This window comes from Saccharopolyspora hirsuta, from assembly GCF_008630535.1.
Lineage (GTDB): Bacteria > Actinomycetota > Actinomycetes > Mycobacteriales > Pseudonocardiaceae > Saccharopolyspora > Saccharopolyspora hirsuta.
The window spans coordinates 366,648-385,314 of sequence record NZ_VWPH01000006.1; the positions used below are offsets into that span (position 1 = coordinate 366,648).

Here is an 18,667-nt window from a genome sequence, read left to right on the forward strand (position 1 = left end):
CCAAGCAGTTATTACCACTGTGCTGACTCAGTGGCGGTCAGTGGAGCTCAGTCCTCGTCGCTCTGGTACGCGCCTTCGTTCTGCTCGGTGGAGCTCGCGTTGGTCTGGTCGACCCAGTTCACCGCGTTCTGCTCGCTGTTGCTCCCCACGCTGAACTGGTAGATCGGCGAAACGTTGTAGTTCGCCTGGTCGGTGCTGGCGTCCTGGTCCTGGTTCTGGAGCTGGTCGTCGCTGTAGCCGCCGTGGGCGAGCGCCATGGCCGGGGCGCCGAGCATGATCGGCAGGCCGAGGGCGGTGGCAACAATGGCGCGCTTGACAGAACGCATCTCAGAAATACCTTTCTTGCGGAAATCGTGAATGGTGGCGGGGAAAACCGCGCGACGATGCCGGGGCATCGACCGCGCGGGTCCTGGTTGGGGATTTGGAGAAATCCCGCCGGCAGCGGGACCGCTCAAAACATTAGCGGCTCGCGATCCGGGTGCAACCCGGAAATAACTGCTCTCACCTCTTCCAGTGATCGAGAGCGTGAATATTCCAGGCGTCATTTCGCGCTGATTACCTCCGACCGGTGTTCGGCGTTGGCCCTCCGCGACCGCCTCTCGCCATTTCGGCGCACCGCATTAAGGCGATCGGATTTCGGTCACCGCGCCAGCGGAGCGCGTCGTCACCGTGGGTCAGCGGAGGGTGCTCGCATTCGATTTGCGCTGGCCTCGCGGTCGCTCGGGTCCGGTGCGCGAATCCCGTGGGATACCGGCGGTCGGTGCCGCCATCGGGTTAATTCTGATCACCGGCCGTCGCGCCGGAAGTCCGGGCCACCGCTGGATCGGGTCGACCGTCGTTCGCCGGGATTACCCGTGCGGCACGGAAATCGGCGCCAGTTCTCGGCGTTGCGTCGCGATTACCTGTTCGGGGCCGCCCGATCGGTGATCATTCCTTGCTCGCCGGGAGCGATCGTCGGCGGTGCGGTAGAAGAAGAACGGGGTTTCTATTCCGCTCGGACGGAGGATGACGCGAAATGTCCGAAATTCGGTTGCTCGGCCGGGCCGCAGCGGGTGTGGCGTGCGCGGTGGCAGTGCTGGTCCCCGGAGCCGCTGCGGCTGCGTCCGAGAACGCGGGGCAGAGCTCGGTGACGCTGTCGATCACCGAGTCCAACCGGCAGACCAGGACCGTGACCCTGAACTGCGATCCGGTCGGCGGGAACCACCCGCAGGCGGGCGCGGCGTGCCACCAGCTGCAGCTCGTCGACGGCAACTTCCAGCGCCTGGACGCGCGGACCGCGAGCAACTGCACGAAGGACCGCCGGGGCGTCGAGGCGCAGGCGCAGGGAAACTGGCGGGGCAAGCCGGTGGAGTTCCGGCTGTCGGCGGCGAACATGTGCTCCCTCAAGGCCCGCACCGGGGCGCTGTTCGACTTCTGACCGGCGGCCCGCGCAGCCGTCGGAGCAGTTCCAGTCTTGCCGGAACGGCAAGGAACGAGGCGTGAAAGCCGCCGTCCCGTGGGCCCCCCTCGCGCACTCCACGGGTTCGGAGCCAAGGCGGGTTCGAGCTCTGGGCGCGACTCGGCCCGGCGAACTGCCTGCGCCGCGTTCGAGGTGGCTTCACCGGCACCGCCGGTGGAGCCACCACCTCTCGTCCGGGCCGGGACGGGCTCGGAGGTGGACAAGGGAAAACGGCCGGTCACAACGAGAATCGGGGAGCAGACCCGCGGTCTGCTCCCCGATTCTCGCTTCCGGTCGGTCAGCAGCGACCGGTCAGGATCCGGTCGACGACGACAGCGCCGCCGCTGGTGACCACGAGCCGGGACGCCTTGTTGTTGTCGATGCTGATCGCGCTGCTGGACGTCGCGCTGCCGGTGACCTCGCCCGCGGCGCGCACGGTGCCGTCCACGGTGACGGCGTAGCCGACCCGCTGGTCGTCCTTGGCCGTGCTGCGCATCGTCAGCTGCACCGTCGGGTAGGTCTGGTGCATCGCAGCGGGTTTCAGGTTCTCCGGGATGAGGGGCGAGTCGAGTTTCACGCACTTGATCTCGCCCACCTCGACGTGCAGCGGTGGTGCGGCGGCCCAAGCCGTCGCGGTGCTGGCGGCCAGCGCTCCCAGCGCGGCCAGCAAGACCGCTGCCTCGCGGCGAATTCCCATGATCTGCCTCCTGCGGGACGTCCGGGTCGGATCGGTAACGAACGCTAGGGCGGGACCGTGCGATGCGCACGGCGAAGCCGTCGATCTCGGCGCGCACCCCGCCGGGGGACGCCGAAAGTCCTTGCGGGTGACGTATTTCCGCCGTTTCCCGTTCTTGATCGTTTCGTGATCGGGGGCGGATCTTACTTCGTGATCTCCGCGGTGGCAGCCGAGATCCTTCATCTCATCAGTTGAGTCGCGCTCGGGAAATTCGAGAGATCGCACGACGCAGGGTGATCGCTCGGCCGCCCGGGTGGCGGGTGATCCCCTTTGGGGTGGCCGGAAATGCGGGGCGGCCGGAATCGGTGGCAATGTATGTCCTGCCGGTCGGCGCACCCCCCAACTCCCGGGAAAACCGGGAGAAAACTGCCGACCCGGTGATGATCGGATCATGGATGGGAGTCAAAGGAATGCGTACTTCGCTTCGTCTTATCGGTGTCACCGCTGCCTGCGCCGCCGCGCTGGCCATCGGCTCGCCCGCGTTCGCCAGCGGTCACGGGAAGGGCCACGGCGACAACGCTTCGTCCGAGGCTGTCGGCGGCAACGGCTCCGGCGGCAACGGTGGGCTGGGCGTGAACGTGCTCAGCGGTCTGAGCATCCTGTCGAGCGGCGACGGCGGGAACGCTTCGGCCGGTAACGGCGGCAACGGTGTCGGTGGCGACGCCTCCTCCGTCGCGGGCAACGACTGACGCGATCCTGCGGCGATCATCGTCGTAGCGTCGAGCTGACGAATGTGCCGACCTGCTCCGCGCAGGTCGGCACATTTCGCTTTTCCTGAAGGTTTCCGGGTTTTCCCTGCTATGACGGGGAAAACCGGTCGCACCTACGGGTGATCGGCGTGGCGCGCCGCATGTCGGTGAGGTGGTTCCGCACGCTCCGGTGGGAGGGTTCACGCGCCGATCCGGGCGGTTCGATCCGCCGGACGGCACTGGTTCCCAATCCGATTGGAGTCATGCAGTGCGCAGTACTGTGCGTGTCCTGTTCGCCGGTCTCTCCGTGGCCGGAGTGCTCGCCATGGGTGCGTCCCCGGCGTTCGCGGCGAAGAAGGACAAGGAGTCCGACGACGACTCCACGGTCACCGCGGCGTCCGAGGGCGGCGCTGGGGGTCACGGCGGCAACGGTGGCTTCGGCATCAACTTCTGCCCCGCGATCGGTGTTCTGGCCCCGGCCTCGGCCGAGTGCGGCGCGGGCAACGGCGGCAGCGCCGACGGCGGCGACGCCGACTCGTACGCCGAGGACGACAGCAAGGACAGGGTGTACAAGCGCAGCAAGTGATCGCTGCGCCCGGGTACCGGTTCGCACTGGCCGGTACCCGGTCCCCGCAAGGAGAACGGGTCGGCCCCTGCTGGGGGCCGACCCGTTCTCGTGTTCTGCGCGGATCAGTCGTCCTCGTCGCCGTCCTCGACCGAGACGGATTCGGCGCCGTCCGCGCTCGAACCGCTCGGTCCGGCCGAGCACTCCACGGTGATCGGGTTGGTGAACGAGATCAACCGGCAGACGCTCGCGCCGCGACCTTCCTCGCCCGGGCTGCCCGCGGTACCGCGCGCGGCCTCGGCGGAGGGTTCGGCGAGCCCGTCGGGAGCGATGAGGATGCTCGGAGCGATGACGCCGAGACCGAGCACGGCGGCGCCGCCGAGCAGGCGGAAAGCGGTGTTCACCCTTGCTCCGTTCCAGACCCCCGGGTCGGGGATCTTCCTGAGATGAGCTGCTGGGGAGCTCATTCCTCCTCGCTGTCCCGGCTGTCGTCCTCGGCGTAGGCGTCCGCGTCACCGCCGTCGGCGCTGCCGCCGTTGCCCGCGCCGCACGACGCTTCGCCCTTGGCCAGCAGGCCGATCGCCGGGCAGACGTTGACGCCGAACCCGCCGTTGCCGCCCTGACCGCCGTTGCCGCCCTGGGCGGCCGCGGTGACCGTGGAGTCGTCGTCGGACTTCTTGTCGTCCTTCGCCGCGAGCGCCGGGCTGGCGCCCATCGCGAACAGCCCGGCGACCGCCGCACCGGCGAGGAGGACACGAATCGTTGTGCGCACTTCGGAAACTCCGATCTGACTGAATGCAATTTTCGTCAAACCGGCTGCGGCACCCGGATTTTCGGGTCCCGGCCGCGTGAGACGCGGTCAACCTTCCACCGGCGCGATCGGGCGCACGACCAACACGCCGAAGCGTGCCGACCGACCACACTTTCGTTTACCTGGGCGCGCTGTGCGTGGACGGGTCAGCCTCCCGCCATGGCGCCGACGATCAGGTACGGCTCCTTTCCGGCGGCGACCTCGGCCGGGAGCGGGGCGTCCGGTGACTCGTGCGAGAGGTCCTGCTCGCAGGCGAAGAAGCGGATGAACGCGCGGCGCTGCTTGGTCTCGCGGTCGCGGACGGTGCCGCGCAGCGCCGGGTACTGCGCTTCCAGCGCGTCGAGCACCGTGCGCTGCGTCGGCTCGCCGTCGACGTCCAGGACGACCTCGCGGTCGGCGATCCCGGCCAGCGTGCGCAGGTGGTTGGGGATTCGGACGCGGATCATGGCAACGTCTGCACCTCCACGGACAGGACCGCGGGCAGGTCGCGGACGATCGGCCGCCAGCTGTCGCCGGAATCGGCCGAGGCGTAGACCTGGCCCCCGGTGGTGCCGAAGTAGACGCCGCACTCGTCGAGCGAGTCGACCGCCATCGCATCGCGCAGAACGTTGACGTAGCAATGACTTTGCGGCAGTCCCTCGGTCAGCGGCTCCCACTCGCCGCCGCCGCTGCGGCTGCGGTAGACGCGCAGCTTCCCCTCCGGCGGGTAGTGCTGCTCGTCGCTCTTGATCGGCACCACGTAGACGGTGTCCGGCTCGTGCGCGTGCACGTCGATAGGGAAGCCGAAGTCCGTGGGCAGGTCACCGCTGATCTCGTACCAGGACTCGCCCGCGTCGTCGCTGCGCATCACGTCCCAGTGCTTCTGCATGAACAGCACGTCCGGGCGCTCTCGGTGCACGGCGATGCGGTGCACGCAGTGGCCCACCTCGGCGTCCGGGTCCGGGATGCCCTCCGAGCGCAGACCGTGGTTGATCGGCTTCCAGGTCTTGCCGCCGTCATCGGTGCGGAAGGCACCGGCCGCGGAGATCGCGGTGTAGAAGCGGTTCGCGTCGTCCGGCGCCTGGATGATCGTGTGCAGGCACATGCCGCCCGCGCCGGGCTGCCAGCCGGAGGCCGACCCGTGCTGCCGCAGGCCGGGCAGCTCGTGCCAGCTGTGCCCGCCGTCGGTGGTGCGGAACAGGGCGGCGTCCTCGGCCCCGGCGTGCACGGTGTCCGGGTCGGCGGGGGACGGTTCGAGGTGCCAGATCCGGTTGAACTTCCACGGCTGCTGGGTGCCGTCGTACCACTGGTGGGTGCCGGGCGTGCCGTCGTAGGCGAAGTGGTTGTCGACCGGCTGCCAGGTCCTGCCACCGTCGTCGGAGCGCTGGATCTGCTGGCCGAACCAGCCCAGCGACGGCGCGGCGTAGAGCCGGTCGGGGTCGGCGGGCGAGCCCTTGAGGTGGTAGGTCTCCCAGCCGCCGAAGTGCGGCCCGCTGATGTCCCACTCCCGCCGCTTGCCGTCGGCGGTCAGGATGAACGCACCCTTGCGGGTGCCGACGAGTACTCGGACGCGGCTCATCGCGTGCTCCCTGGAATCTAGGCCTGCGGGTTTGGGCTGGTGGCGACCGTTCGGGGGTACTGTCTACTCCCTTCACCCCCATCTCGCGCGACCAGTCCGACCAGGTGGACCGGCGGCGCCGCGAATTCTCATCGGTCGGGGCTGCTCCAACGGCCCTTGTCAGACAGGTCGATCGCGGATCGACGGCGACGTGAGGCGTGCCGGATTCGACGGGCGGTTCGGGGCTCTCCTGTGTTGTCTGACAACAACGACGGGTTCGGCATGGTGGCCAGGCGTCCGCAGCGACGGAGCTCTGCGAGCGGATCGTCGAGGCGATCCGGCAGGGCGCCTCCCCTCCCGAGCTCGACGCTGACCTGGGCCCGGTGCGCCGTCAACGTCCAGCCGGGGTTCGAGCAGCCGCTCGGCGACGGGGTCGAGGTCGCCGCGGTGGAGGATCCGGCCGATCCGGTGATGCAGCACCTGAGGACCCCCGGCCCAGGTCGTGCCTGCGGCAGGCACCCCGCTGATCGCGGCGAAGTGCGCTCGCCAGGCGCGGATTGCGGCGGTTTCGCGTGAAAACGCCGGATTCGCGCGCGAATCCGGCGGACGTGCGAAACTCCGGCGCACAGGGGGGCTCGACGGGTCCAGGAGGTTTCGCACGTGCGCATCAGATCGTTCGCCGCAATCGCCCTGCTGGGCGCGCTGGTCTCCGGCTGCGCCACGGCTCGGGGCGCCGAGCCGCTCCCGAACCTGGCCGACCTCAAGGAGTCCATCGTGGACTACCACGATTCGGGCCGCTGGGACGCCGACATCGCCCGCGCCGACGAGCACGCCAGGCAGTACCTGGCCCACCGCCTGCGGCAGGGCGTGGAGCGCCCGGCGATCGTGCTGGACATCGACGAGACCAGCCTGTCCACCTACGGCTACGAGGTGGACCACGACTTCGGCTACGACAAGGCGGCCTTCGACGACTACGTGCTGTCCCGGCAGCCCACCGCGATCGAGGCGACCCGCGACCTGGTGCGCTTCGCCGACTCGCACGGCGTCGCGGTCTTCTTCGTCACCGGCCGCCGCGAGAGCCCCGAGATGCGCGCGGCCACCGAACAGGACCTGCGCGAGGAGGGCTACCCGGAGTCCACCGCCCTCCACCTGCGCCCGACCGACGACCACGACGACTCGGTGGTGCCCTACAAGAGCGGAGCCCGAGCCGACATCGAGCGCCAGGGCTACCGGATCGTCCTCAACATCGGCGACCAGAACTCGGACCTCGACGGCGGCCACGCCGAACGAGCGGTGAAGCTCCCCAACCCGATGTACGAAGTGGACTGACGGCGTACCGCGCGGGTCCGGTCCCCGACGCCGGGCCAGCAGGTGTCCCGCAGCCCGAGCGGTCGGATCACCCGGTCCGCCACCTGCGCGGACGCCGGGCGGCCGGTGACCCGCTCGGCCAGCAGGCCCGTGAGCCGCCGGTCAGCAGTGTCGCGGCGGCCAGCCCGGCGAACAGTGTCCTCTTCATCAGCGCGCTGACGATGACGTGCGGACCCCGGTTCGGGGTGCAGCTGGCGACACCCCTGCAGGGCTGCGGTGTCGGATAACCTTCGAGTGGTGAGTCCGAAGGCGAGGCTGCGGCCGGTCGACCTGGCCCGAGCGGCGGGCATCTCCACCCAGCAGGTCCGCAACTACCTGGACGCCGGGGTGCTGCCGCCCGCGCAGCGCACCGAGACCGGATACCGGTGCTTCCACGACCGGCACCTGCGGGCGCTGCTCACCTATCGGGCGCTGGTCCGGGGATTCGGCATCCACACCGCGCAGGCGATCATGCGCGCGGTGCACGCCGACGAGCTCCCGAAGGCGTTGGAGCTGATCGACGCCGGGCACGCGGCCGCGCACGAGCAGCGGCGCAGCCTCGACGAGATCGGGGCGGCGCTGGAGGCGGTCGCCGAGCAGGACCCGGCGCCGAAGGCGGACATGCGGATCGGAGATCTGGCCGCGCACCTGGGAGTTCGCACCTCGGCGCTGCGGGTGTGGGAATCCGAGGGGCTGCTGGCGCCGGAGCGGGAACGGGGCACCGGGTACCGCTGCTACCGCGCGTCGGACGTCCGGGACGCGCAGATGATCCACATGCTCCGGCAGGGGCGCTACCCGCTGCCGCAGGTCCGCCACGTCCTGGACGAGCTGCGCCGCACCGGTAGCCGGGAGGCGCTCCGGGAGGCGATCGCCCAGCGCCGCGCGGAGCTGACCACCCGCGCCACGGCGATGCTCGAAGCCGCCAGCCACCTCCACGCCTACACCACCGGGGCGCAGCCCGAACCCCGTGACGCCCCTTGAGGTTCCGGCCCGGGTGGATGCGATTTCAATGGAAATCAGACGTCCGATTTCAATGGAAATCGCGGTGACGTGCCCCGACGGGCCGACTGCTGTGGACAGATCGCCGCAACTTCGAGGGAAGTCGCGCGGAGGGCCGGTCGCCGCCCCGACCGAGTTCCCGCACTGCCGGAGCAGCGCGGGAACTCGATCTCTTCGGGGGTTCCCGGTGCCGGGGGCAAGGTCCGCTGCGGACGTCGGCGCCGGGGTCGGGGCGGGGTCTGGGGGTGGCGCGCGGCGCCGCCGGGATCAGGCGGAGGCCGCGAGCCAGGCCGAGCGACCGGCGTGGGTCGGCATCCAGCAGCCAGCGGCCGGTGATCCCATGTCCGGTGCGGGATCGCCCAGCGCCAGCAGCTCGTTGATCACCTCGCGCGCCGAACCGTTGGTGCGCCACAGCACCTTGTTCGGGAACAGCACGTCCGGTTCGTCACCGGGGACCCGGGCCGCGTCGGCGTCGTTCTCCCCGAAGAGCTGCAGGATGTCGAAAACACCGCGGTGCACCCGGATGCCGACCACGGCGACGAGCCCACCGTCGGCATCACGCGGGTGCGCGAACTGGAAGTCGCGCGCGACCAGTGCTTGCAGGCCGTTCGTAATGTCGTACATGGCGCCACCGATATCCGTCGTGCGGTTCGGACCCTCGCTCGTGCGGTGGTCCCGGTCCCGTCAGGCGATCAGGTCGTCGAACTCGCCGTCCTTGGCTCCGTGGAGGAACGCGGCGATCTCGTCCCGGCTGTAGACCAGGGCCGGTCCCTCCGGGTAGCGGGAGTTCCTGACCGCCACCCCGCCATCTACCAGCGGTGCCAGCTCGACGCAGTTGCCCACTGCCCCGCTGTGGCGGCTCTTGCGCCACACCGCGTTGGGCAGCTGCTTCGCGGGCATACCGTTCTGGATGTTCGGCATCCGAACCCCACTTTCCCCCGACTTACGTTGCACGATCATCTGCACGTGCAGTTGATCGTGCACTCAAGTTAGCAGGTGCAGATGCACGATTGAATGCACGTGCACGCGGGTGAGATGTTGATCACTGCCGCCGCGGCCGCGTAACCAATCGGCCTTCACGTCGTTTGCGCCGAGATGAACGTCCGTGACCTGCAGGTTTCACGCGCGCGACGGCGCGAGGTCCGAACGGGGGTACGTCGTGCGGGTGAATGCGGCGGTGAACGGGTGGCTGGAAATGGCCACCGCGGATGGCTCGGTCAGGCCTGATCGAGGGCGGCCTTGAGGGTCTTGCGGGTCTGCTCCGGGGTCTGGGCGTCGACCGCCAGCCGGTGGCTGACCTTGCTGTACACCTCGACCTCGTCCGGCTTGTCCAGGTAGAGCGCGCCGCAGAGGTGTTCGAGGTAGACGATGTCCGGCAGCTCCGGCTCGGCGAAGCGCAGGATGGTGAACGCGCCCTCCGCGCCCGACCGGCCCAGCTCGAACGGCAGGATCTGCAACGTCACCGCGGCCAGGCTGGTCGCCTCGAGCAGGAACTCGATCTGCTCGCGCAGCACCTCGCGGCCGCCGATCGGGCGGTGCAGCACCGACTCGTCGATCACCGCCCACACCCGCGGCGCCTTCGGCTGGCTGAACAGCTTCTGCCGCTGCATCCGCAGCCGGACCCGGCGGTCCAGCTCGTCCTCGGTGAACTCCGGGCGGCCCTGGGTGGCCACCGCGCGGGCGTAGCGCTCGGTCTGCAGCAGGCCCGGCACGAACTGGATCTCGTAGGTCTGGATCCGGGAGGCCGACTCCTCCAGCCCGACGTAGTCCTGGAACCAGCCCGGCATCAGGTCGTTGTACCGGTGCCACCAGCCCGGTTCGTTGGACCGGCGGACCAGGTCCAAAAAGGACTCGCGCTCGGTGTCGTCGGTGACGCCGTACAGCGTCAGCAGGTCCGCGACGTCGCGCTCCTTGAACCCGACCCGCCCCAGCTCCAGCCGGCTGATCTTCGACCCGGAGCCGCGGATGGCGTACCCGGCGTCCTCGCGGGAGATCCCGCTCGCCTCCCGCAGCCGGCGCAGCTGGCTGCCGAGCACGAGGCGGCGCGCAGTGGGACCGCTGCTCGTGGCGCTGTCCGGGGCAACGCGAGACCTCCTGTGAAAGGGCACTACGACCGCTAGTCGTGATCCGGGGGTGGAACGTTACGCGAGGGGATAGTAGTGGAATCGCGCCGCAGGTCGAGCGCCTTGCCCGGATTGGCCGTACCTACCCGGCCGTAACCAGGTGAAATCGATCAAATACCCTCAGTAGGTCGGGGTGCCAGCGATTGGGGGAGGTCATGGCGCGGACCGGTGGAGCGGTTTCCGGGGGGATCGACCCCGAGCGGCCGAGCAGCGCCCGGGTCTACGACGCGGTGCTGGGTGGCAAGGACAGCTACGCGTCCGATCGGGCGGTGGTCGACGATCTGCTCGCGGTCGCGCCGGGGCTGGGCGAGCTCGCGCGCGACAACCGGGCCTTCCTGGCGCGGGCCGTCCGCTACCTGGCCGGGACGGTCGGGATCGACCAGTTCCTGGACTGCGGTTCCGGGCTGCCCGCCGAGGAGAACCTCCACCAGATCGCGCAGCGGGCCAACCCGGACGCCACCGTGGTCTACGTCGACAACGATCCGATGGTGGCGGCGCACGGCCGGGCGCTGCTCACCGAGAACGAGAACGTCCGGTTCGCGGCCGGGGATCTGACCGATCCGGCCGCGCTGCTCGCCGAACCCGTCGTCGCGCGGGGGCTCGACTGGTCGCGCCCGATCGCGCTGCTCCAGCTCAGCACCCTGCACCACGTGCCGGACGAGGTCGGCATGCCGGAGCTGATGGCCCGCTACCTCGACGCGCTGCCGCCCGGTTCGTTCCTGGTGCTGAGCCACATCTTCCAACCCGGCGCGGAGGACCCGGAAGCCGCTGCGCTGGCCGAGCGGCTGGAGGCGACCTTCCTGAACAGCGCGCTGGGCAGCGGTTGGTTCCGCACCCGCGAGGAGATCACCGCGTGCTTCGCGGGTGCGGAGATCTTCGAGCCGGGGCTGGTCGTGCTGGCCGACTGGTGGCCGGACGGTCCGCGCGCGGAACCGCTGGAGCCGGTCCGGCGGCTCCTCCTCGGTGGTATCGCCCGGAAGGAGTGAGGATGGCCGGGCTCTCGCCGCGACTCGCCGCGATCGTCGACGCCCTGTCGCTGCGGCCGGGGATGCGCGTCCTGGAGGTGGGCGGAGCTCCGGGCGCCGCCGCGCTGGCGGTGTGCGAGCGGATCGGCCCTGACGGGCACGTCCTGATGATCGACCGCTCGGCCAAGGGGATCGCGCTGACCGAGCGCAACGCCGCTTCGGCCATCGCCGGAGGACTTCTGAGCGTCCGGTGCGTGGCTGCGGAGGACTTCGCGCTGCTGCCCGGTGAAGCCCCCTTCGACTTGGCGTTCGCCGTCCGGGTGGGCGCGTTCGACGGTCGGCACCCGAAGGCGGGTGTCGAGGCGCGGCGGCGGATCCGGGAAGCGCTCGTGCCGGGCGGGCGGCTCTTCATCGACGGCGGGGCGCCGCTCCGCGAGGTCGACCTCTCGTGACGTGCGGCGATTTCGCGCGAAATCGGCCTAGTTCTCGAAGGTCTCGACCCGGGTCGGGCCGTCGTGCCAGGTGGCGATCAGCGTCGATGCGCGGTCGACGGCGCTGAACTCCACCCGCAGCCACCCGTCCGCGTGCTCCCAGGTCTGCACCGTGTAGCCGGAGCGCGGGGTCGCCGAGATCAGCGCTGCGCGCTCCGGGCGCACCGAGAGCACGACCGTGCCGCCGTCGACCTCGTAGGTGCGCACGTCCTCGGCGATCTCCGTCGTCGGCTCCGGAGTTGGGATGTCCACTGTGGACGTGGCGGACGTGCGCGGTGGCGCGCTGGGAGGTGGTGGCGCGCTCGGCGGCGGGGGCGGGGGCTGCGTCGGCGGGACGACGACCGGGCGGGCCACCGGTGGTGGGTCGGGCTGGTCGAACACCGCGCCGTGGATGACGTCGCGCACGCCGAGCCAGGTCACCGTGACGGCGGCGGTGGTCGCCGCCAACCACACGCCGGCGTAGGTGAAGGCTCGATGCACTCGCACGGGAGCGCAATCTTCCACACCTGCACCGGCTCCGCGCAAGCGCCGGTCGCGTGGTGAGGTTCACCGAAACACGAACAACTCTCACTGTCCCGTTATGGTGCCCGCCATGGCTGTGGTGCTGGTTGTCGAGGACGATCCGGTGGTGCGCGCTGCGCTGATCCGCGACCTGACCGCGCGGGACTGGGTGGTCCGCAGCGTCGGGACCGCCCTCGACTCGTTGCGGGAGGTGTCCGAGCACCCACCGGACGTCATCATCCTCGACCTCGGGCTGCCGGACCTCGACGGCGGCGAAACGCTCAAGATGATCCGCGGCGTCTCCGACGTGCCGACCATCGTCGCGACCGCCCGCGACGACGAGACCGAGATCGTCCGCCTGCTGCGCGCGGGCGCCGACGACTACCTGGTCAAGCCGTTCTCCAGCGAACACCTCAACGCCCGCATCGAAGCCGTCCTGCGCCGCGCCCGCGGTGCGCAGCCGACGCAGGTGATCACCGTCGGCGGCCTGCGCATCGACACCGAGAGCCGGGTGGCCGCGCTCGACGGCACCGAGCTGGAGCTGACCCGCCGCGAGTTCGACCTGCTCACCTACCTCGCCTCGCGGCCGGGGCGGGTGGTGCCGCGCCGCGAGCTGCTCTCCCAGGTGTGGCGGCAGTCCTACGGCGACGACCAGACCATCGACGTCCACCTGTCCTGGCTGCGCCGCAAGCTGGGGGAGAGCGCCGCCGAACCCCGCTACCTGCACACCGTGCGCGGGGTCGGGGTCAAGCTCGTGGAACCGGAATGAGGCGCACCGTCGTCCTGGTGGCGCTGGCGGTGACCTCGATGGTCGCGCTGGCGTTCCTCATCCCGTTGGGCCTGATGATCCGCGAGATGGCCCGGGACCAGGCGATGTCCGACGCCGAGCGGCAGGCCGTCGCGCTCGCCCCGGTGCTGGCCACCACGGACGACCCCGCGCTGGTCGGCAAGGCGGTGGCCAGCACCCGCGCCGGTCAGCTGGACCGCATCGCGGTGCACCTGCCGGACGGCGGCGTGGTCGGCACCAGCCGGGCTGGTGCGGGTGACGTCCGACTGGCGCTGGTCGACGCGCGCACCGCGACCGTCGAGGTGCCCGGTGGGGCGGCGTTCGTGCAGCCGATCGCGCTGGACGGCGGGCGCACGGCGGTCGTCGAGGTCTTCGTGCCGGAGGCCGAGCAGGCCCGCGGCGTGCTGCGGTCCTGGCTGGTGCTCGGCGGGGTCGGGTTGCTGCTGGTCATCGGCTCCCTGCTGGTCGCCGACCGGTTGGCGGCGCAGATGGTGCGCGCGACGATCCGGCTGGCGGACGCCTCGTCGGCGCTGGGCGCGGGAGACCTCGGCGTCCGGGTGGACCCCAGCGGCCCGCCCGAGCTGGTGGCGGCGGGCCAGGCGTTCAACACCATGGCGGACCGGGTGCGCCAGCTGCTGGCCGCCGAGCGCGAGATGGCGGCGGACCTGTCGCACCGGCTGCGCACGCCGCTGACCGCGTTGCGCCTCAACGCCGAAGCGCTGGGTGACGACCAGGCCGCCGAGCAGACCCGCCTCGCCATCGACCGCCTGGAGCGCGAGGTGGACCTGGTCATCACCAGCGCCCGCCGGGCCGGTCCGGGCGAGGACCCGGACTGCGACGTGGCGGCGCTGCTGCGCGAGCGGCTGGAGTTCTGGTCGGCGCTGGCCGAGGACCAGCAGCGGCCGTGGAGCCTGCGCGGCGCGGACGGATCGGTGCGGGTCCCGGTGCCCGGCACGGAGCTGGCGGCGTCCGTGGACGCCGTGGTGGGCAACGTCTTCCGGCACACCCCGGAGCGGACCGAGTTCGTGGTGTCGTTGCAGCGCAACGACGGTGTGGTCGGGGTGATCGTGGAGGACGCGGGACCGGGCGTGGCGGAGCTGTCCGAGGCGGTGCAGCGCGGCCGCAGCAGCGCCGGGTCGACCGGGCTGGGCCTGGACATCGCCCGCCGGGTGGCGGAGTCGACCGGCGGGCGCCTGGCGGTGGACCGCTCCAGCCTCGGCGGCGCCCGGGTGTGCATGTGGCTCTGGCAGCGCCCGGCGGCACCGAGGTCGACCCGCCGCCGTGACCGCCGCCGCACCCGCCCGGCGAGGTGACCGATACGCGCGGAGGCCAAGTCGTGCCTGACCAGCCGGAACGTGCGCGCGCAGGTCTTCCCGGGGCCGGGCGACCGCGTCGGCTGATCGTCGGGGGCGGTGGTTACCCTCGCGGATGTGCTGACTGTGTCGAGCGTGAACGTCAACGGCCTGCGCGCCGCCGCCAAGAAGGGCTTCGTGGAGTGGCTGGCCGCCACCGGCGCGGACGTCATCTGCATGCAGGAGACGCGCGCGGAGCCCGACCAGCTCACCGCCGCCGTCCGCGAGCCCGAGGGCTGGCACACGGTGCTCGCGCCCAGCTCGGCGAAGGGCCGCGCCGGGGTGGCGATCTACAGCCGCACCGAGCCCGAGGCGGTGCGCATCGGCTTCGGTTCGGCGGAGTTCGACGAGAGCGGCCGGTACGCGGAGATCGACCTGCCGGGGCTGGTGCTCGGCAGCCTGTACCTGCCCAGCGGGGACGTCGGCACGCCGCGCCAGGACGAGAAGGAACGCTTCATGAAGGAGTTCCGCCAGTACCTGGACGAGCTCCGCGAGCGCGCCGCGGCCGACGGCCGCGAGGTCCTGGTGTGCGGTGACTGGAACATCGCGCACCAGGAGATCGACCTGAAGAACTGGAAGGCCAACCGGAAGGAGGCGGGCTTCCTCCCGGAGGAGCGGGCCTGGCTGACCGGCCTGTACGAGAGCGGCTACACCGACGTGGTCCGCCACCTCCACCCGGAGGGCCCCGGCCCGTACTCCTGGTGGTCCTACCGCGGCAAGGCCTTCGACAACGACTCCGGCTGGCGGATCGACCTCCACGTGGCCACCCCGGGCCTGGTCGAGCGCGCGACGTCCGCGGTGGTGGAGCGCGCCGAGACCTACGACCAGCGCTGGTCCGACCACGCCCCGGTGACCGTGACCTACGACGTGTGAGCGCGGTCAGCGCTTCTGGTAGGTCAGGTGGACCACTCCTCCGGGGAGGGGGTGGGCGCTGGTCAGGTCGAACTGCTCGGGGTGGAAGTCGCCGTCGAACAGGGGGATTCCGGCTCCGGCGACCACCGGGTTGAGCTTGATGAGCAGCTCGTCGATCTCCGGGCGCAGGGCGGCCGCCAGCTTCGCGCCGCCGACCAGCCAGATCTTCTTGCCCGGCTCGGCCTTCAGCTCGCGGACCTTCTCGACCGGGTCCGAGGCGACGAGCTGCACACCGGGGTCCGGGCTCTCGGTCATCGTCCGCGAGAACACGTAGTGCTTCAGGTGGGCGTAGGCGTTGGTGATGCCCGCCTGCAGGCCGATCTCGTAGGAGCTGCGGCCTTCGACGACGGTGTCGAAGTGCTTCGCCTCGGCGTCGGCGATGCCGAGCGGTTCGCGCAGGTGCGTGGGGATGATCTCCGGGAGTTCCTCCAGCAGCCGCGGCAGGTACTCCGGCTTCGGTTCCATGAGACCGGTGCTGGCCGGGTCCGAGCGGTCGGGCGCGGCGATGAAGCCGTCGATCGTGCTGGCCACGCAGTAGGTGAGCTTTCGCAAGGGGCCTCCCGTTGACCACTCCGGCTGTAGTGCTTCAAATGTAGTACTATGGGCGTAGTGGTTGTCAAGGGCTTTCTCGGAGGAAGGCATGGTGCAGAACCCAGAGCGGCGGATCGCCCTGGTCGACGCGGCGATCGAGGTGCTGGCGCGGGATGGTGCGCGCGGCCTGACCTTCCGCGCGGTGGACGCCGAGGCGGGGGTGCCCAAGGGCACCGCGTCGAACTACTTCGCCAACCGGGACGACCTGCTCAACCAGGTCGGCGCGCACATCCACCGGCGGCTCGCGCTCGACCCGGCGGGGGTGGAGGCGGCGCAGCTGCCGCCGTCGCGGGAACTCCTCACCGAGCTGATGCGCGCGCTCTACCACCACATTTCCGACGACCGCACCGGCTGGCTGGCGCTGCTGGAGCTCCGCCTGGAGGCCACCCGCCGCCCGGAGCTCCAAGCGGCGCTGACGAGAACCCTGCGCGACAACCTCATGTTGAACGTCGAGGGCCACCGCGAAACCGGAAACCCCGGCGACGACATGACGGTGGTCCTGCTCTACTACGCGATGACGGGCCTCATCCTCGAACACCTGACGGTCCCCGAAGTCCTCTCCGGCTACGACGAGGACGACCTGATCGACACCTTCGTCACCCGTTCCCTCGGCACCTGACTCAAGCTCCCAGCAGCTTCAGCAGCTCGTCGCGCTCGGCGTTGTCCCGCAACATGTTCCGTGCTCGCACGAGGTGATCGGTCGCGGCGATCTCGATCTCGAAGGCGTTCACCGCGGGGCGTGCGTCGAGGTAGCGGGTTGACCAGTCCGCTACCTGCGACCACGAGTACAACGACCAGCCTTCGCTGGAAAGCGGAGCGGGGAACCCGCCGGGCCCGCGGCGCGCGGTGGCCAGCAGCCTGACGCTCTCGTAGGTCCGCCCCAGCCGTTCCGCGATGGTGCGCAGCGGTACCAGGTCATCGCTCTGCACACCTTCGACTCGGAATCCGGCGCGCTCGCAGTCCTGGATCGCGGTCACGAGTGCTCGGCCGAGGGATGGGGCATCTCGGGTGAAGTGCACCAAGGTGACCCCGGTCTGGATCTCCACCGTGCCGTCGTCGCAGCCGGCTTCGAACAGCGCGTCCAGCCCTGCGTCATCCGGTTCTCGGTCGAGGATCAGCGTGAACTCGTGGTTTCTCATCCGCACTCCTGGTGTCTTCGCACGAACTTGCAGATCTCTTTTGCCTGGTTCTCCGGCACCCCGGGGGGCACCAGATCGGGAGTCTGCTGCGGCAGTTCGCGCAGATCACGACGCCCCAACGATGCCCCCGGTGTTGCGCCACCACTAAGAACCCGATGCGCTCGGCGTGCTTGAGCGCATCGGCGATCTGCTTCTTGGGGTGCCGCCCACTGCTGATCATGTTGCAAGTGTGCAACGCTGCGTTGTGAGTGTACAACGCTCGATCGGGCGGTTCCAGGTCAGCGGGCGATGAGGTCGTTGAGCGGGGTGCTCGGGTCGGCGAGGGCGTCCGGGTCGACCGCGGTTCCCGAGGTGATCAGGGTTTTCAGCTGGTCCTGGACGTCCCAGACGTTCACGTTCATCCCCGCCAGGACGCGGCCGCCGTCCAGCCAGAAGGCGATGAACTCGCGGGCCGCCACGTCGCCGCGGAAGACCACCCGGTCGTACCCGCCCGGGTCGACGTGGCCCAGGTACTCCATGCCGATCCCGCCCGCATCGGGGTCGTACTGGTCGGTGAAGAAGTAGGGCAGCTCGGAGTACTCGGCGTCGCGGCCCAGCATCGCCGCCGCCGCGGTCGCCGGTTGGTTCAGCGCGTTCGCCCAGTGCTCCACGCGGATCTGCTTGCCCAGCAGCGGGTTGAAGGCGTTGGCCACGTCACCGGCCGCCACGATGTTCGGGTCCGGGGTGCGCAGCGAGGCGTCCACCAGGACGCCGTTCTGCACCCGCAGGCCGCTCTGCGCCGCCAGCGACACCTCCGGGTCCACGCCGATCGCGACCAGCACCGCGTCGGCGGGGAGCTCGGTGCCGTCGGTCAGCCGGACGCCGGTCGCGCGACCGCCCGCGGTGCGGATCTCGTCGACCGCGGTGCCGAAGCGGAACTCGACGCCGTGCGCCCGGTGCAGGTCGGCGAACACCTGGGCGACCTCGGGACCGAGCACGCGCAGCAGCGGCAGCTCGGCGGTCTCCACGACGGTCACCGCCACCCCGGCGGTGCGGGCCGCGGCCGTGACCTCCAGGCCGATCCAGCCCGCGCCGACCACGACGAGCCGTTCGACCCGGGCCAGGGTCCGCTTGATGCGGTCGGAGTCCTCGACGTTCCGCAGGTGCAGCACACCCTCGGCGTCGGCGCCGGGCACCGGCAGCGAGCGGGGGTGCGCACCGGTGGCGAGCAGCAGCTTGTCGAAGTCGATGCGGTTGCCGTCGCTGAGCTCGACCTGCCGCAGCGCCCGGTCGATCCGCTGCACCGAGACGCCGAGCTGGAGGTCCACCCGGTTCTCGGCGTACCAGCCCTCCTCGTGCACGTAGGCCGCGTCGAAGCCGCTCTTGCCCAGCAGGTAGTCCTTCGACAGCGGTGGTCGCTCGTAGGGCCGGTGCGGTTCGTCGCCGAGCAGCGCGATCCGCCCGTCGAACCCCAGCGCACGCAGCGCCTCGGCGCCCTTGGCCCCGGCCATCCCGGCGCCCACGATCACGAATCTCTCCGAGTCCCCCACGATCGACCTCGCTCCCACCGGTTTCCACTCCGATCGAGCGTCCGTCCCGGCGTTCCGCCAAGCAACCCAAAGGGCACCTCGACCGGCTCGGCCGGTCGAGGTGCCCTTCAGCCATCACCTGTTCGGGGTGGGGAGGACTGCAGTTTCAATTGAAA

General features: G+C 70.5%; 24 protein-coding genes. 11 read left to right on the forward strand and 13 right to left on the reverse strand.

The window, feature by feature from the left end; all coding sequences use genetic code 11:
- Positions 1–47: 47 nt before the first annotated feature.
- Complete coding sequence (locus F1721_RS15045) at positions 48–326, reverse strand: hypothetical protein (protein WP_150067274.1); 279 nt, start codon at positions 324–326, stop codon at positions 48–50.
- Positions 327–1,015: 689 nt separating this feature from the next.
- On the opposite strand from F1721_RS15045, the gene F1721_RS15050 reads away from it, so the two are divergent.
- Positions 1,016–1,417 carry an SSI family serine proteinase inhibitor gene (locus F1721_RS15050; RefSeq protein WP_150067275.1) on the forward strand — a complete coding sequence of 134 codons (402 nt, stop codon included), beginning with the start codon at positions 1,016–1,018 and terminating at the stop codon, positions 1,415–1,417.
- A gap of 319 nt (positions 1,418–1,736) precedes the next feature.
- On the opposite strand, the gene F1721_RS15055 is transcribed toward F1721_RS15050, so the two are convergent.
- The gene (locus F1721_RS15055) at positions 1,737–2,135 is read right to left on the reverse strand and encodes a hypothetical protein (RefSeq protein WP_150067276.1); all 399 of its coding nucleotides are present in this window, start codon (positions 2,133–2,135) and stop codon (positions 1,737–1,739) included.
- A 449-nt stretch (positions 2,136–2,584) separates the two neighbouring features.
- On the opposite strand from F1721_RS15055, the gene F1721_RS15060 reads away from it, so the two are divergent.
- Both F1721_RS15060 and F1721_RS15065 read left to right on the forward strand, forming a co-directional pair.
- Entirely contained in the window at positions 2,585–2,863 is a 279-nt protein-coding gene (locus tag F1721_RS15060; RefSeq protein ID WP_150067277.1) for a hypothetical protein, read from the forward strand.
- 268 nt (positions 2,864–3,131) lie between these two features.
- Positions 3,132–3,449: a hypothetical protein gene (locus tag F1721_RS15065; RefSeq protein WP_211840483.1), complete on the forward strand. Its 318-nt coding sequence runs from the start codon at positions 3,132–3,134 to the stop codon at positions 3,447–3,449.
- A 104-nt stretch (positions 3,450–3,553) separates the two neighbouring features.
- Here F1721_RS15065 and F1721_RS15070 read toward each other — a convergent pair whose 3' ends face one another.
- The 4 genes from F1721_RS15070 to F1721_RS15085 form a co-directional block, all read right to left on the reverse strand.
- Complete coding sequence (locus F1721_RS15070; protein ID WP_150067278.1) at positions 3,554–3,832, reverse strand: hypothetical protein; 279 nt, start codon at positions 3,830–3,832, stop codon at positions 3,554–3,556.
- A 59-nt stretch (positions 3,833–3,891) separates the two neighbouring features.
- Positions 3,892–4,200 (reverse strand): hypothetical protein, encoded by a 309-nt coding sequence (locus F1721_RS15075; protein ID WP_150067279.1) that lies wholly within the window; start codon positions 4,198–4,200, stop codon positions 3,892–3,894.
- Between the two features lie 185 nt (positions 4,201–4,385).
- Positions 4,386–4,685, reverse strand: coding sequence for a MoaD/ThiS family protein (locus F1721_RS15080; protein ID WP_150067280.1), 300 nt, complete (start codon positions 4,683–4,685; stop codon positions 4,386–4,388).
- Complete coding sequence (locus tag F1721_RS15085) at positions 4,682–5,797, reverse strand: WD40/YVTN/BNR-like repeat-containing protein (RefSeq protein ID WP_150067281.1); 1,116 nt, start codon at positions 5,795–5,797, stop codon at positions 4,682–4,684. Before F1721_RS15085 ends, F1721_RS15080 begins: the two co-directional genes overlap by 4 nt.
- Positions 5,798–6,436: 639 nt before the next feature.
- On the opposite strand from F1721_RS15085, the gene F1721_RS15090 reads away from it, so the two are divergent.
- The gene (locus F1721_RS15090) at positions 6,437–7,105 is read left to right on the forward strand and encodes an HAD family acid phosphatase (protein ID WP_150067282.1); all 669 of its coding nucleotides are present in this window, start codon (positions 6,437–6,439) and stop codon (positions 7,103–7,105) included.
- A 276-nt stretch (positions 7,106–7,381) separates the two neighbouring features.
- Positions 7,382–8,104, forward strand: a complete 723-nt coding sequence (locus tag F1721_RS15100; RefSeq protein ID WP_246154929.1) for a MerR family transcriptional regulator — start codon at positions 7,382–7,384, stop codon at positions 8,102–8,104.
- 285 nt (positions 8,105–8,389) lie between these two features.
- Here the strand turns inward: F1721_RS15100 and F1721_RS15105 are convergent, their stop codons facing one another.
- From F1721_RS15105 to F1721_RS15115, 3 genes are all read right to left on the reverse strand, one after another.
- Positions 8,390–8,746 carry a hypothetical protein gene (locus F1721_RS15105; RefSeq protein WP_150067285.1) on the reverse strand — a complete coding sequence of 119 codons (357 nt, stop codon included), beginning with the start codon at positions 8,744–8,746 and terminating at the stop codon, positions 8,390–8,392.
- A 60-nt stretch (positions 8,747–8,806) separates the two neighbouring features.
- Complete coding sequence (locus F1721_RS15110; protein ID WP_150067286.1) at positions 8,807–9,043, reverse strand: DUF397 domain-containing protein; 237 nt, start codon at positions 9,041–9,043, stop codon at positions 8,807–8,809.
- Positions 9,044–9,339: 296 nt separating this feature from the next.
- Positions 9,340–10,158: a helix-turn-helix domain-containing protein gene (locus F1721_RS15115; RefSeq protein WP_150067287.1), complete on the reverse strand. Its 819-nt coding sequence runs from the start codon at positions 10,156–10,158 to the stop codon at positions 9,340–9,342.
- Positions 10,159–10,400: 242 nt separating this feature from the next.
- On the opposite strand from F1721_RS15115, the gene F1721_RS15120 reads away from it, so the two are divergent.
- Both F1721_RS15120 and F1721_RS15125 read left to right on the forward strand, forming a co-directional pair.
- Entirely contained in the window at positions 10,401–11,231 is an 831-nt protein-coding gene (locus F1721_RS15120; protein ID WP_150067288.1) for an SAM-dependent methyltransferase, read from the forward strand.
- A gap of 2 nt (positions 11,232–11,233) precedes the next feature.
- Positions 11,234–11,662: an SAM-dependent methyltransferase gene (locus F1721_RS15125; protein ID WP_150067289.1), complete on the forward strand. Its 429-nt coding sequence runs from the start codon at positions 11,234–11,236 to the stop codon at positions 11,660–11,662.
- Positions 11,663–11,689: 27 nt separating this feature from the next.
- Here the strand turns inward: F1721_RS15125 and F1721_RS15130 are convergent, their stop codons facing one another.
- Positions 11,690–12,187: a hypothetical protein gene (locus F1721_RS15130; RefSeq protein WP_150067290.1), complete on the reverse strand. Its 498-nt coding sequence runs from the start codon at positions 12,185–12,187 to the stop codon at positions 11,690–11,692.
- A gap of 106 nt (positions 12,188–12,293) precedes the next feature.
- On the opposite strand from F1721_RS15130, the gene F1721_RS15135 reads away from it, so the two are divergent.
- The 3 genes from F1721_RS15135 to F1721_RS15145 all read left to right on the forward strand — a co-directional run bounded on the left by F1721_RS15135 (position 12,294) and on the right by F1721_RS15145 (position 15,214).
- Positions 12,294–12,971 (forward strand): response regulator transcription factor, encoded by a 678-nt coding sequence (locus F1721_RS15135; RefSeq protein WP_150067291.1) that lies wholly within the window; start codon positions 12,294–12,296, stop codon positions 12,969–12,971.
- Positions 12,968–14,302: a sensor histidine kinase gene (locus tag F1721_RS15140; protein ID WP_150067292.1), complete on the forward strand. Its 1,335-nt coding sequence runs from the start codon at positions 12,968–12,970 to the stop codon at positions 14,300–14,302. Before F1721_RS15135 ends, F1721_RS15140 begins: the two co-directional genes overlap by 4 nt.
- A 117-nt stretch (positions 14,303–14,419) precedes the next feature.
- Positions 14,420–15,214: an exodeoxyribonuclease III gene (locus tag F1721_RS15145; RefSeq protein WP_150067293.1), complete on the forward strand. Its 795-nt coding sequence runs from the start codon at positions 14,420–14,422 to the stop codon at positions 15,212–15,214.
- 6 nt (positions 15,215–15,220) lie between these two features.
- On the opposite strand, the gene F1721_RS15150 is transcribed toward F1721_RS15145, so the two are convergent.
- Positions 15,221–15,805, reverse strand: a complete 585-nt coding sequence (locus tag F1721_RS15150) for a dihydrofolate reductase family protein (protein WP_150067294.1) — start codon at positions 15,803–15,805, stop codon at positions 15,221–15,223.
- Positions 15,806–15,893: 88 nt separating this feature from the next.
- On the opposite strand from F1721_RS15150, the gene F1721_RS15155 reads away from it, so the two are divergent.
- Positions 15,894–16,463, forward strand: a complete 570-nt coding sequence (locus F1721_RS15155) for a TetR/AcrR family transcriptional regulator (protein ID WP_150067295.1) — start codon at positions 15,894–15,896, stop codon at positions 16,461–16,463.
- Between the two features lies 1 nt (position 16,464).
- Here the strand turns inward: F1721_RS15155 and F1721_RS15160 are convergent, their stop codons facing one another.
- The gene (locus tag F1721_RS15160; protein ID WP_150067296.1) at positions 16,465–16,983 is read right to left on the reverse strand and encodes a hypothetical protein; all 519 of its coding nucleotides are present in this window, start codon (positions 16,981–16,983) and stop codon (positions 16,465–16,467) included.
- Between the two features lie 278 nt (positions 16,984–17,261).
- Positions 17,262–18,491, reverse strand: a complete 1,230-nt coding sequence (locus F1721_RS15165; protein ID WP_281288761.1) for an NAD(P)/FAD-dependent oxidoreductase — start codon at positions 18,489–18,491, stop codon at positions 17,262–17,264.
- Positions 18,492–18,667 lie beyond the last annotated feature (176 nt).

Bases quoted from the DNA above. Each gene is read 5' to 3' on its own strand.
- F1721_RS15060 (WP_150067277.1), top strand. From the start codon at position 2,585: ATGCGTACTTCGCTTCGTCTTATCGGTGTCACCGCTGCCTGCGCCGCC.
- F1721_RS15055 (WP_150067276.1), bottom strand. From the start codon at position 2,135: ATGGGAATTCGCCGCGAGGCAGCGGTCTTGCTGGCCGCGCTGGGAGCG.
- F1721_RS15160 (WP_150067296.1), bottom strand. From the start codon at position 16,983: ATGAGAAACCACGAGTTCACGCTGATCCTCGACCGAGAACCGGATGAC.
- F1721_RS15085 (WP_150067281.1), bottom strand. From the start codon at position 5,797: ATGAGCCGCGTCCGAGTACTCGTCGGCACCCGCAAGGGTGCGTTCATC.
- F1721_RS15050 (WP_150067275.1), top strand. From the start codon at position 1,016: ATGTCCGAAATTCGGTTGCTCGGCCGGGCCGCAGCGGGTGTGGCGTGC.
- F1721_RS15155 (WP_150067295.1), top strand. From the start codon at position 15,894: ATGGTGCAGAACCCAGAGCGGCGGATCGCCCTGGTCGACGCGGCGATC.
- F1721_RS15080 (WP_150067280.1), bottom strand. From the start codon at position 4,685: ATGATCCGCGTCCGAATCCCCAACCACCTGCGCACGCTGGCCGGGATC.
- F1721_RS15045 (WP_150067274.1), bottom strand. From the start codon at position 326: ATGCGTTCTGTCAAGCGCGCCATTGTTGCCACCGCCCTCGGCCTGCCG.
- F1721_RS15110 (WP_150067286.1), bottom strand. From the start codon at position 9,043: ATGCCGAACATCCAGAACGGTATGCCCGCGAAGCAGCTGCCCAACGCG.
- F1721_RS15120 (WP_150067288.1), top strand. From the start codon at position 10,401: ATGGCGCGGACCGGTGGAGCGGTTTCCGGGGGGATCGACCCCGAGCGG.
- F1721_RS15135 (WP_150067291.1), top strand. From the start codon at position 12,294: ATGGCTGTGGTGCTGGTTGTCGAGGACGATCCGGTGGTGCGCGCTGCG.
- F1721_RS15105 (WP_150067285.1), bottom strand. From the start codon at position 8,746: ATGTACGACATTACGAACGGCCTGCAAGCACTGGTCGCGCGCGACTTC.
- F1721_RS15140 (WP_150067292.1), top strand. From the start codon at position 12,968: ATGAGGCGCACCGTCGTCCTGGTGGCGCTGGCGGTGACCTCGATGGTC.
- F1721_RS15125 (WP_150067289.1), top strand. From the start codon at position 11,234: ATGGCCGGGCTCTCGCCGCGACTCGCCGCGATCGTCGACGCCCTGTCG.